The sequence below is a fragment of the Streptomyces sp. NPDC051740 genome, assembly GCF_044453165.1.
In the GTDB taxonomy this organism is placed as follows: domain Bacteria; phylum Actinomycetota; class Actinomycetes; order Streptomycetales; family Streptomycetaceae; genus Streptomyces; species Streptomyces atrovirens.
Genome location: NZ_JBITCL010000002.1, coordinates 305,197 through 317,646, shown reverse-complemented (window position 1 = coordinate 317,646; position 12,450 = coordinate 305,197). Strand labels below are relative to the sequence as shown.

At 71.5% G+C, this 12,450-nt stretch carries 8 protein-coding genes; 2 read left to right on the top strand and 6 right to left on the bottom strand.

Going from position 1 to position 12,450, the window contains the following annotated elements; genetic code table 11:
• Positions 1 to 13 precede the first annotated feature (13 nt).
• The 3 genes from ACIA6T_RS04460 to proB all read right to left on the bottom strand — a co-directional run bounded on the left by ACIA6T_RS04460 (position 14) and on the right by proB (position 3,092).
• Positions 14 to 1,300 carry a glutamate-5-semialdehyde dehydrogenase gene (locus ACIA6T_RS04460; RefSeq protein WP_399445055.1) on the bottom strand — a complete coding sequence of 429 codons (1,287 nt, stop codon included), beginning with the start codon at positions 1,298 to 1,300 and terminating at the stop codon, positions 14 to 16.
• Between the two features lie 63 nt (positions 1,301 to 1,363).
• On the bottom strand, positions 1,364 to 1,831 hold the full coding sequence (locus ACIA6T_RS04455; protein ID WP_399445054.1) for a hypothetical protein: 468 nt from the start codon (positions 1,829 to 1,831) through the stop codon (positions 1,364 to 1,366).
• A gap of 133 nt (positions 1,832 to 1,964) precedes the next feature.
• Positions 1,965 to 3,092 (bottom strand): glutamate 5-kinase, encoded by a 1,128-nt coding sequence (gene proB, locus ACIA6T_RS04450; RefSeq protein WP_399445053.1) that lies wholly within the window; start codon positions 3,090 to 3,092, stop codon positions 1,965 to 1,967.
• Positions 3,093 to 3,286: 194 nt separating this feature from the next.
• Between proB and ACIA6T_RS04445 the strand changes: the two genes are divergently transcribed.
• Positions 3,287 to 4,720 carry a polysaccharide pyruvyl transferase family protein gene (locus tag ACIA6T_RS04445; protein ID WP_399445052.1) on the top strand — a complete coding sequence of 478 codons (1,434 nt, stop codon included), beginning with the start codon at positions 3,287 to 3,289 and terminating at the stop codon, positions 4,718 to 4,720.
• A 102-nt stretch (positions 4,721 to 4,822) separates the two neighbouring features.
• Positions 4,823 to 6,895 carry a hypothetical protein gene (locus tag ACIA6T_RS04440; protein ID WP_399445051.1) on the top strand — a complete coding sequence of 691 codons (2,073 nt, stop codon included), beginning with the start codon at positions 4,823 to 4,825 and terminating at the stop codon, positions 6,893 to 6,895.
• 201 nt (positions 6,896 to 7,096) lie between these two features.
• Here the strand turns inward: ACIA6T_RS04440 and ACIA6T_RS04435 are convergent, their stop codons facing one another.
• The 3 genes from ACIA6T_RS04435 to ACIA6T_RS04425 all read right to left on the bottom strand — a co-directional run bounded on the left by ACIA6T_RS04435 (position 7,097) and on the right by ACIA6T_RS04425 (position 12,262).
• Positions 7,097 to 8,305, bottom strand: a complete 1,209-nt coding sequence (locus tag ACIA6T_RS04435; protein ID WP_399445050.1) for a glycosyltransferase family 2 protein — start codon at positions 8,303 to 8,305, stop codon at positions 7,097 to 7,099.
• A 202-nt stretch (positions 8,306 to 8,507) separates the two neighbouring features.
• Entirely contained in the window at positions 8,508 to 10,583 is a 2,076-nt protein-coding gene (locus ACIA6T_RS04430; RefSeq protein ID WP_399445306.1) for a hypothetical protein, read from the bottom strand.
• A gap of 182 nt (positions 10,584 to 10,765) precedes the next feature.
• A complete protein-coding gene (locus ACIA6T_RS04425) occupies positions 10,766 to 12,262 on the bottom strand; it encodes a D-ribitol-5-phosphate cytidylyltransferase (protein ID WP_399445049.1) in 1,497 nt (498 codons plus the stop codon).
• Positions 12,263 to 12,450 lie beyond the last annotated feature (188 nt).

Genomic DNA, 12,450 nt, shown 5'->3' with positions numbered 1-12,450 from the left:
CTCCGTGGGCGGGTCAGCGCCGTACGTGTCCGTCGCCGGTGACGATGTACTTCGTGCTGGTCAGCTCGGGCAGGCCCATCGGCCCCCGGGCGTGCAGCTTCTGCGTCGAGATGCCGATCTCCGCGCCGAAGCCGAACTGGCCGCCGTCGGTGAACCGGGTGGAGGCGTTCACCGCGACCGTGGTGGAGTCCACCAACTGGGTGAAGCGGCGGGCGGCCTGCTGCGAGGTGGTGACGATGGCCTCGGTGTGGCCGGAGGTCCACAGCCGGATGTGCTCGACGGCCCGGTCGAGGGAGTCGACGACGGCGGCGGCGATGTCGTGGGAGAGGTACTCGGTCTCCCAGTCCTCCGTGGTGGCCTCCACGACGGTGGCGCGGGAGTCCTTGGCGTACGCCATCACGCGTTCGTCGGCGTGCACGGTCACCCCGGCGTCGGCGAGGGCGTCCAGGGCGCGCGGCAGGAACTCGGCGGCGATGTCCTGGTGGACCAGGAGGGTCTCGGCGGCGTTGCAGACGCCGACCCGCTGGGCCTTGGAGTTGACCAGGATGTCGACGGCCATGTCGAGGTCGGCCGCCGCGTCGACGTAGACGTGGCAGTTGCCGGTGCCGGTCTCGATGACCGGGACGACCGACTCCTGGACGACCGTGTTGATCAGGGAGGCGCCGCCGCGCGGGATGAGCACGTCGACCAGGCCGCGGGCGCGCATCAGCTCGCGCACGCTGTCACGGCTCTCGCCGGGCACCAGCTGGACGGCGTCGGCGGGCAGCCCGGCGCCGTGCACGGCGTCGCGCAGGACGCGCACCAGCGCGGTGTTCGACCGGTACGCGGAGGACGAGCCGCGCAGCAGGACCGCGTTGCCGGACTTCAGGCAGAGGGCGGCGGCGTCGACCGTGACGTTCGGCCGGCCCTCGTAGATGATGCCGACGACGCCGAGCGGCACCCGGACCTGGCGCAGGTCGATGCCGTTGGGCAGGGTGGAACCACGGACGACCTCGCCGACCGGGTCGGGCAGCGCGGCCACGTCCCGCACGTCGGCGGCGATCGCGCGCACCCGCTCGGGGGTCAGGGTGAGCCGGTCGATCATGCCCTCGCTGACGCCGGCCTCGCGGGCCCTGACCACGTCCTGGGCGTTGGCCTCGACGATTTCACTCGTACGGACCTCCAGCGCGTCGGCGATGGCGAGCAGCGCGTCGTCCTTGGCGGCCCGCGGCAGCGGCGCGAGGGTGGCGGCGGCCCCCTTGGCCCGGTAGGCGGCCTGGCTGACCGGGGACATCGAGTCGTACGGCGAGAGCGTGGTCATGGGGGAAGGGTAGTGCGGGCGGCAGGCGCGATCGGCGGTCATCCCGAACCATGAGACACAGGTTCAAAACGGGTGGACGCCGGCAGGGGTCGCCAGGACCGGTCCGTAGCCCGCCGCGACGCGCTGGTGGTAGGTGGCCCGGTCGATGACCTCCAGGCCGACGATCTCCCAGGGCGGCAGTCCGGCGGTCCGGCGGTGTTCGCCCCACAGGCGCAGCGCCACGGCGGCCGCGTCGTGCAGGTCGCGGGCCTCCTCCCAGTAGCGGATCTCCGCGTGGTCGTCGGCGTAGCGGCTGGTCAGCAGGAAGGGGTGGTCGTGGGCGAGCTGTTCCAGCGCCCGCCGGACCTCCGTGACCGGGGCCGGCCGGCCGGAGACGCTGAGGGTGACGTGCCACAGGCGCGGCAGGTCCCGGGGGTCGTCGCCGCCCTGGAACCGGTCACCGGCCGCGACGCTGCTCAGGGCGCGCTCGTCGCCGGCCGCACGGGAGCCGGCACCGCGAGACGATGTCGTCCCCGGGCGCACTCGTCTCACGACGGCCTCCTTCACGCGCGGACCCACCCGGTGGTCGGGCGGATGTGTCCTCGCGACAAAGTTGAGCAGGCCGCCGGGGCCCGCGGGGCACTTTTGCGGAACGTCCACCACCGAGGGCGGACGTTTCGGCACATTACGGATGCAGGACCACCAGATCGTCCCTGTGTACGACCTCACGTTCGTACTCCGGTCCGAGATCCCGGGCGAGTTCATGGGTCGAGCGGCCGATCAGGAGGGGGATCTCCTTGGCGTCGAAGTTGACCAGCCCCCGGGCCACCGCCCGCCCCTCGCCGTCCCGCAGCTCCACCGGGTCGCCCGCGCTGAACTCGCCCTCGACGCCCGCGATCCCGGCCGGCAGCAGCGACTTGCGGCCCTGGACGACGGCGCGGACCGCGCCGTCGTCCAGGGTGATCGAACCCTGCGGGGCGGAGGCGTGCTGGAGCCACAGCAGCCGGTCGGCGGAGCGGCGGCCGGTGGGGTGGAACCAGGTGCCGGTGTCGCCGCCGGTGAGGGCGTCGGCGGCGTGCACCGCGCTGGTCAGCACCACCTGGATGCCGGCGGCGGCGGCGATCGAGGCTGCCTCGATCTTGGTCACCATGCCGCCGGTGCCGACGCCCGCCTTGCCGGCGCTGCCGATCTCGACGTGGGCGAGGTCCTCGGGGCCCCTGACCTCGGCGACGCGGGAGGTGCCGGGGCGGCTGGGGTCGCCGTCGTAGACGCCGTCCACGTCGGAGAGCAGGACCAGCAGGTCGGCGTGGACCAGGTGGGCGACGAGGGCGGCGAGCCGGTCGTTGTCGCCGAAGCGGATCTCGTCGGTGGCGACGGTGTCGTTCTCGTTGACGATCGGGAACGCGCCCATCGCCAGCAGCTTGTCCAGGGTGCGGGAGGCGTTGCGGTGGTGGGCGCGGCGGCTCATGTCGTCGCTGGTCAGCAGCACCTGGCCGACCCGGACGCCGTAGCGCGCGAAGGAGGCGGTGTAGCGGGCGACCAGCAGCCCCTGGCCGACGCTGGCGGCGGCCTGCTGCCGGGCCAGGTCCCGGGGGCGGCGGCGCAGGCCCAGCGGGGCGAGCCCGGCGGCGATGGCGCCGGAGGAGACGAGGACGATCTCCCGTTCCCCTCCGCTGCGGGTCTTGGCCAGCACGTCGACGAGCGCGTCCACGCGGTCCGCGTCCAGACCGCCCGCCGCGGTGGTCAGCGACGAGGAGCCGACCTTGACGACGATCCTGCGTGCCTCGCCCACGGCCTGCCTTGCCCCTGCCACCTTGCCGCCCGTCCCTCACGTCGATCGATCACCCGTCAGGCAATCTACGCGAAGCGGATCGCACGGCGCGCGGTCGTTCCAGCCTCCGGAACGGGCCGGTGCGGATAACCGTGCGGTCACGGCTCGCTCACAAGAGAAAGGTTGTGTCGGTTGCCTATAGAAATCAAAGATTCCGCGAACGTACTTTGAACTCCGTGTCACACAACGTTCCCCCCACGAAGCGCATCCTCCTCAGATCCGGCAAGAGCCCTTACGCGGTCATGTCCGTGGAGGAGGCCCTCCACCGTGACGTCATCGCCACCAACTCCGGCAACCTGATCTTCAGCGACGCCGCGCACAAGATCCTCGAGACGCCCCGCACCGAGGTGGTCTCGAACGAGATGCGGACCGAGGTGGCCGCGGCGGCGCGTATCGACGAGGAGTACGACGCCTTCGTCGTCCCGCTCGCCAACGCCTTCCGCCCGTCCTTCGAGCCGGGCCTGAAGCGGCTCACGCGGCTGATCGGCCGGCTGAAGATCCCCGTGGTCGTCCTCGGGGTCGGCGCGCAGACCGGGCTGAACTACAACCCGGACCGGCTGAAGCCGATGGAGCCGTCCGTGCGCGCCTTCGTCTCCGCGGTGCTCGACCACAGCGCCTCGATCGGCGTGCGGGGCGAGTTCACCGAGAAGTACCTCAAGGACATGGGCTTCCGCGACGTCGAGGTGATCGGCTGCCCGTCGCTGTTCATGTACGGCAAGGAACTCGTCGTACAGAAGCGGACGCAGGCGCTGACCGCCGACTCGCGCATAGCGGTCAACGGCTCGCACAACGCCGTGCGCAGACTCGGCATGGGCCGGATCATCTCGCGCACCCACTCCCGCTACCCGAACCTGCGGTTCATAGGCCAGAACCTCAGCGACGCCAAGCAGTTGCACTGGCGGGACCTGTCCGACCCGAACGGGAAGGTCACCGCGATGCCGACGCATCCCGACCACCCGATGTACCGGGAGGACAAGGCCCGCGTCTACGTCGACCCGGTCACCTGGATCGACGACCTGCGGGACTTCGACTACTCCTTCGGCTCCCGCATCCACGGCAACATCGCCGCGCTGCTGGCCGGCACGCCCGCGACCGTGCTGTGCTCGGACTCGCGGACGCTGGAGCTGTGCCGCTACTTCGAGATCCCGCACCGCCGGATCGACAAGCTGCCCGAGGACGTCGACCCGGCGCGGCTGTACGAGGAGACGGACCTCGGCGCGCTGACGGGCAACCACCACGAGCGGTTCGAGCGGTTCACCGCGTTCCTGGACCGCAACGGCCTGGAGAACACCTTCTCGCACGGCGACGGCGGAGCGGCCTTCGAGAAGAGGCTGCGCTCGCTGGACTTCCCGGCGGGCGTGCGCCCCTGGATCGACACCGACCTCGCCTCCCTCGCCTCCCGCATGGGCTGGCTGAACAACCGGGTGGGCGAACTGACCGAGGAGAACACCCGGTTGAGGCGGGACCTGGACCGGGCGAGGTCCGGTGCGCGCGGGTACGCGGCCGGTCCCGCGACCACGTCGGTGTACCGCCGGGCCCGCCGCGTGGTGGGCGCCCCCCTGCGCCGGGCGCTGCGGGGAGGCCGGAACCAGGGTTCCGGGGGGTCGTAGCCCCCTGGTCACTCCCTACGACGAGGACACCCGCGTGTCGTCCGGAGGTGGGCGCGCGTTAACCCGGGCGCCCGCTTCTGCGTCGACCCTGGAGTGACCGCAGTGCCCGAACCCTCGTCCCCCCGGCGGCGGACCGCCGCCCAGTTGCTCGTCCTCGCCGTCCTGTCGGCCGCCTTCGCCGCGCAGGCCGTCGCCGCGCTGCGCCCCCATGCGCCGCTGCTGCTCGTCTCGACCGCCGTGTCCCTGGCGGTCGAGGGCGTGCTGTACCGGTGGCAGCCCGGCATGGTGTCGCTGTTCGCCAAGTCGCACGCGGACGTCACCGTCCGCCATGTGCTGCGCGATCTGCTGCTGGTGGTGGGCCTGCTGCGGCTCGGCGAGCAGTACCGGGAGACGCAGTACGCCCCGCTGGTCGCCGGACTGCTCGCCTTCTACGCGCTGCACTGCACGGTCCAGGCGGTGTCCGTACTGGTCCGCCGCACCCGCACGCTGCCGGTGCTGACCCGCAACATCGACGCCTCGGCGCTGCGCCTGTCCCCCGCCCCGGCCGTACTGCTGCGCCGCCCCGGCCAGCGGCTGCTGGTGTTCGGCCTGCCGGCCACGGCCGGGCTGGCCGCGACGGCGGTCACCGACGACGCCCGGTACGCGGCGGCCGGTGTCGCGCTGGCGCTGCTGCTCACGGCCGCGGGCCTGTGCGCGCTGCTGCTGCGGCTGCTGCCGGGGCGGCGTCCGGCGGGCGAGCAGGAGGTGCTCGACTGGTTCGACGCGTGGCTGGCCGAGTACCGGCCGACGGTCGGCCTGTACTTCTCCGGCGGCCCGTCCTCCGCCTACCAGGCCAACATGTGGCTGGAGCCGCTGGCCGGGCTCGGCGGGCGGCCGGTGATCGTGCTGCGGGAGCGGTTCATGGTGCCGAGGATCGCGGCGACCGACATCCCCGTCGTGTGCCTGCCGAAGGTGTCCACGCTGATGCGGCTGGAGCAGTCCACGCTCCAGGTGCTCATCCACCCGTCGAACTCCGGCAAGACCTCGCAGGTGCTGCGGATCCCCACGATCAAGCACGCCTTCGTCAACCACGGCGAGAGCGACAAGCTGTCGTCCTGCAACCCGTACGCGAAGGCGTACGACGAGGTGTGGGTGGCCGGTCCGGCGGCGCGCGAGCGGTACGCGCTGGCCGAGGTGGGGGTCGAGGACAAGGACGTGGTGGAGATCGGCCGCCCGCAGCTGGACGCCGTACGCCCGTACGCGGGACCGCCCACCGGCGCGTACACGACCGTGCTGTACGCGCCGACCTGGGAGGGCTGGGACGGCAACCCGGGCAACACGTCGGTGGTCACGGCCGGTGAGAACCTGGTGCGGGCGCTGCTCGCCGACCCGGGGGTGCGGCTGCTGTACAAGCCGCATCCGCTGACCGGCTCGGTGGATCCGCGGGCGGGCGCCGCCGACCTGCGCGTGCGGGAGCTGATCCGGACGGCGAACCGGGAGCGGTCCGCTCCGCGTCCCGCGCCGTCGGGGGAGCCGGACCGGCGCGCCGCGGAGCTGGACCGGCTCACCACGGCGGTGTTCCGGGCGGGCGCCGACCAGGTCGAGCGGATGCTGGTGCAGTCCGCGCCGGAGCCGGGCCGGGCACAGGCGGTGGCGCGGGCGACGGCGGCCTGGGAGGAGGCGTACTGGGCGTCGCTGCCGGAGTGGGAGCACCAGGTCGTCACGGACGCCCGGCCCGAGCTGTACTCCTGCTTCGACGTCGCCGACCTGCTGATCAGTGATGTGTCGAGCGTGATCAGCGACTTCCTGGCGAGCGAGAAGCCGTACGCGGTGGTGAACACCAGCGGGCTGTCCGAGGAGGCGTTCCGTACGGCGTTCCCGACGGTGGCGGCGGCGACGGTGCTGACGCCGGACGCGACCGGGGTGCCGGCCCTGCTGGAGTCGGTCCGCGATCCGCGCAAGGACGACTTCGTGGCCGCCCGTGCGCAGTTGAAGCGGCGCCTGCTGGGCCCGGCCGCGCCGACGTCCCAGCAGCGCTTCGCGGCGGCCGTCCAAGCCCTGTGTGCGGCGGCGCAGGAGCACAGGGCCCGTGCGACCCGCCGCCTCGCCGCGGAACTTCCCGGTCAGCGCCATCAGACCGCCGGCGCGCCGGCACCCGTCACACTCATCCCGCACCGGCCGTCCCGCCCCGCGTAACACCACGGCCGGGCGGGCGCGCCGCACAGGAGGGTTTTCGCCCCCGCCGCCCTTACCCGTCCCATCCCGGGGGCGCTGCCCCCGGACTCCCGCTCCTCAAACGCCGGAGGGGCTGGATTTAGCCCCTCCGGCGTTTGAGGAGCGGGGTCTGGGGCGGAGCCCCAGGTCGGGACGGGAAGGGGCGGCGGGGGCGAGGAAGGTTCAGGCCGGTGCGGCCTTGCGGGACGGGGTCAGCAGACGGCGGACCTTGCGGGCGACTCGGCGCAGTACGGAGCCCGTGCCGCCCGCGCGGTGGCCGGGGACCGCGCGGGCCTCGCGCGGGGTGGCCAGGTACACGGAGTCGGGGATGCCGGCCGCGCGGTCTCGGAAGTGCGGGTAGGCCAGGTAGACGCGGCGGCCCCGGCGCTCCAGCACGGCCTGCGGCTGCTTCTTCTCCTGGACGAACCGGAGGACGTCCAGGAGGAGTTCCAGCCGCTGCCCGGCCACCAGGTGCAGCCGCAGCCGCTCCTCGGTCTTCAGCAGCCGGGCGACGCCCTCGGTCCAGTGGACGTCCGTCAGCGGCCGCGCCAGCTCCAGTTTGCGCCGCCGGACGTCGTCGGTGTCCTTGAGGAACCGGGGGCCGAACTGGGGCAGCAGGGTGATGGTGAAGGGCCGCACCATGAGCAGGTCGCGGCGGGGGCCCTCGGGGACGAGGCCGGCGATCAGGTTCATCAGGGCGCGGGCGGAGTCGAACCGCAGGGGGTAGCCGCCGCTCCTGGTGACGTGCTTGCCGTCGTCGCGGCCCACCAGGTAGTAGCAGGTGTAGTCGGCGATCACGGAGACACCGTCGGCCCGCAGATAGGCCTCCATGGTGAACAGCGCGTCCTCGCCGGTGAACAGCGACTCGTCGAACCGCATGCCGTGCCGGTCGAGCAACGCGCGGCGGAACAGCTTCTGCGCGCTGAGCGTGAACTTGATGTTGGAGGAGTAGACGTCCGTACGCTCCAGCGTCTTCCTCCACATGGACTTCGGCGCGCCCCGGTCGACGCCCTCGATCCGGCCCAGTACGACATCGGTGCCGGCCCGGTCGGCCATGCCGACCATCCGCTCCAGGGCCTCGGGGCCCAGCCGGTCGTCGGCGTCCAGGAAGAAGACGTAGCGCCCGGTGGCCTCGCCCAGGCCCACGTTGCGCGGGCCGCTGGGGCCGCCCGAGTTCTCCTGCCTCAGCACGGTGACCGGCATGGGCGCGCGGGCCGCGAACTCCTCCAGGTACTCCCCCGTGCCGTCGGTCGAGCCGTCGTCGACCGCGATGACCTCGATGCGCTCCGGGTCGATGGTCTGTGCCTCCACGGAGGCGAGGCACTCGACCAGATACGGCATCGCTTCGTACGCCCCGATGACCACGGTGACATCAGGCTGCGCCACGGTCACATTTCCCCCTGTTCACGTTGATAGCCCCCGTACCGCCTCATTCGCTGCTTGTTAGACGGGCGTTCGGGACAAGGGGTTGCCCGGACACCTGTTTCGGTGGTCCACGTCATAGGGGCGCCGTCGCCCGTCGGGTGTGCGAAAGGGCTCGGCCCCCGAGGATCAACTCCTCGGGGGCCGAGCCCCGTTGAACCCGCCGGGCCGGTCAGACGGCGTCGACGCCGTCCGCCTCACCGGCCGCCGACGCCCGCGGCACGGGCACCGCGTCCGCCAGCTCCACGTCGGGGCCGCCGGTGGTGATCCGGGACTCCTGGCCGAGGTTGCGGGTCTCGGCCTTCAGCGCGAGCTGCCCGACCGCGGTGTTGAACTGGTCGATGGACTTCGGCTCGTCCGGGCCGAGGAGGTAGCGCTTGAGCTCCCCCCGGTCCCCGGCCAGCGGGTCGGCGGCCGGGTCGCGGACCGCGTCGAGCAGCCCGCCGAGCTCCTTCGCGCCGTTGGACAGGATCACCGCGGCGCGCACCGCCGTGTTCTGCCGCTTGAACTCCTCCACGCCCAGCTCGGCGGAGTCCGTGACGGCGTACGGCTTGCCGCTGGCGATGAAGTCGGAGACCACGCTGGAGATGTCGGAGACCATCGCGTCGGAGACGTTGAAGCAGTCGTACAGCCGCGGCTCGGCGCCCGTGATGACGCGGTGCTCCCAGTCGGGGAAGGAGCGCCAGTACGCGGTGTTCCACTCGGCGCGCAGCCGGGCGGTCTCCTCGTGCCGGGCCACGTCGAGCACCCCGTCGCGGGAGGCCTCGGCCTCGTCGCCCTTCTCGGTGCCGCCGGTCAGCTCGGCCAGCCGGGCCTCGATGCGCGCCAGCTCGGCCCCGGCCTCGGCCTGGGCGGTGGTGTCGGCGGTGAAGCGCGGGTCGGCGGCGCGCGCGGCGGCGGCCTTCTCGATCAGCGCGGTGATCCGCTGGTGGGCGGCCTTCGCCTTCGCGCTGCGGGTGCCGGTGAAGGGGTGCGGCTTGTACAGGACGCGCACCGCCGGGTCGGCCTCGACCAGCTTCCTCACGATGTTCTCGCCGGCCAGCAGGATCGAGGTGTTGCCGGGGTTGTCGTCCCAGCCCTCCCAGGTGGGGGCGTACAGGACGGTCGGCATGCGGTCGCCGGGGACGCCCTGCCAGGTCCGGATCGGGGCCAGCTGCGGGCGGCCGACCTCGACGATGTCGTCGTCGCGGACACCGACGTCGGCGATGGCGTAGCGGTCGCGGCCCGCGCGGCCGGCCGTCCACACCTCGTCGTAGACCTTGCTGTACGGGTTGACGCTGGCGAGCTTGTCGCTGTCGCCGTGGCCGATGAAGACGTGCTTCATGGTGGGGACGCGCAGCATGTGGATGTTCTTGCCGACGTTCGCCGCGTACAGCGCGACCCGCACCGTGGACAGGTCCATGTTCATCAGGTGCACCCCTCCGGGCACGCAGACGACGGGGACCGTGGTGGGCGCCAGGTTCTGCAGGATGACCCGCTCGCGCAGCAGGACCAGCGGACGGGTGTCCAGCTGCTCCATGGTCTCCAGCCACATGTTGACCTGGTAGGCGGAGTCCTTGGAGCCGGAGAAGTACAGCACGGTCTCCGGGCGGTACTCGCGCAGCCAGTCGTCGACCGCGTCCAGCACCTTCTCCGGGACCGGCGGGGTCTTCCGGCCGCGCACGTAGGGCAGCAGGGCGAGGACGTACAGGACGCCCGCGGCGACCGTGACGCCGATGCCGGTGTAGCCGACGGCGGCCGACTCCAGGAAGGCACCGACGAGTATGCCGACGACCGCCGCGAGGTCGAGGTGGAGCATCTTCTCCGCGGCACGGTTCAGCAGCACCTGCGGCGGCGCGTCCGGGATGCGGATGCGGGAGGCCAGGTCGACGTTGCGGGTGGCGACCGGCATCCGGCGGCGGTTGCGGATCAGCGTGGTGAGCGCGCCGTGCGGGGCCTGAAGACCGTAGAAGGCGATGAAGCAGGCGATCGCCCCGTAGTAGATCAGGTTGTCCGCGAGGGACAGGCGGGCCAGCAGCAGGATCAGCAGGAGCTGCCGGATCAGGAAGCGGATCGACAGGCCGGCCCGCACCTTGCTGAGGCGGCTGACCAGGTAGCTGCCCTTGCGGTGCAGATAGTGGTCCGCCAGGTACGTCACTGCGGCCGCTGCCGCGAAGGCGGGGATGCTCGGGACGAGCGCGGCCAGCATGAGGCAGGGGAAGCCCAGCAACATGAGGACCGCCGCGGCCAGCTCGGCCGCGCTGCCCACCCGGGCGACGCGAATAGCGGTGGATATCACGAATAACCTGCTCTTGGAGGGGGAGTGCCGGTTGTGTGCCTGTGCGCAATTCGGGAGGTACGGATTCAGGCCCCCGCGAACTCCCGTCGACTGACTACGTGAACAGGAGGCCGTGGAGGCCTGAATTACGGAAGACTATTTGGCGGCAATTATTACACGCCGTCCTGACGGTCCAGCACCGCGGCCAGCGCCTGCTCGAACCCGGTGGCCCGCGCCGCGCCCGCCGTCGGATCCTGCTGCCGTACGTCGATGACATGGCCGGTGAGCTCGGACAACAGCACGTCCAGCGAGGTCCGGGCGACTGCCTCGGAGGAGAGCAGGCTGCCCGCCGGCTCCTGTCCGAAAGCCTTGGTGCGCATCGGCGTGGCGGTGCGCTCCGGGTTGATGCAGTTCACCCGGACGCCGTCACCGGCCCATTCGTCGGACAGGGCCTGGGTGAGGTTCACCATCGCGGCCTTGGTCGAGGAGTACAGGCTGTACTCGGCGCGCCCGCGGGTGTAGCTGCTGGAGGTGTACAGCAGCAACTGTCCCTTGGTCTCGGCGAGGTACTTGTAGGCGGAGCGGGCGATCTGCACCGGGGCCAGGTAGTTGACCTTCAGCGCCTCCTCGATGGTGGCGTTGTCGGTCTCGGCGAGCTTGCCGATGCGCAGCACGCCCGCGGTGTTGACGACGTAGTCGATGCGGCCGGTCTCGCCGTACGCCTTGGACAGCGCGTCGTCGACCTCCTCCGGGTTCTCCACGTGGGTGCCGGTGGTGGAGCGGCCCAGCGCGTAGACGGTGGCGCCGTAGGACTCGGCGAGCTCGGCGATGTCCTTGCCGATGCCGTACGAACCGCCGAAGACCACCATGGTCCTGCCGGTGAGCAGCTGCCGGTAGGCCTCCTCGGAGACCTGCTCGGGGGCGGCGGTGGAGGCGAGCTGGAAGAGCTTGTCGGCGATGAAGACGTCGACGGGCTGGGTGACCTTCATGTTGTACTCGTCGCCCGCCACGACGTGGATCGGCACGTCCGGCAGGTACCTGAGCACGACCGAGCAGTCGTCCGTGGCCTGGAAGTTGGGGTCGCCGGCGGCGACCTCGTAGGCGCGGCGGATGGTGGACAGCTTGAAGGCCTGCGGGGTCTGGCCGCGGCGCAGCCGGGAGCGGTCCGGGATCTCCGTGATGAACTCGCCGTCCCCGCCGTGCGTGCGCGTGACGATGATGGTGTCGGCGGACGGGATGGCCACGTCGACGGCCTGGTAGCGCTCCAGCGCGGTCACGCAGTCGTCGATGACGCGCTGCGACAGCAGGGGGCGCACGGCGTCGTGGAAGAGGACGTTGCGGTCCTCGCCCTCGGCCAGGCCCTCGCCGAGCGCGGCGATGGCCCGCTCCGTGGTCTCGTTCCGGGTCGAGCCGCCCTCGATGACCTTGGTGACCTTCGTGAACCCGGCCTTGGCGACGATCTTCTCGATGTCGGGCACGTATCCCGGCGCCATCAGCACGATGATGTCGTCGATCGAGTCGGCCTTCTCGAAGGTGGCCAGGGTGTGCTCGATGACTGCCTTGCCGGCGATCTTCAGCAGCTGCTTGGGGATCGAGAGACCCACCCGCTGACCGGTACCGCCGGCCAGGATCACTGCGGTGGTACGGGGCTTGGCTATGTGCTGGGACACAGGTGACCTACCTTGGGGCGACAGGGAACTTCGAAATGGTCCCACTTGGGGTTACCGCAGTGCAAGGTGAGCGACCTCTGCCGCATATGTGCGCGCCACCTGTCATTCACCTAGGACTCCTGGCGCCCGGTGAGGGTTCCAGGGACGCACGGTGAATTCTTGTGAGTAACTCCACAGGAGTTGTGTCA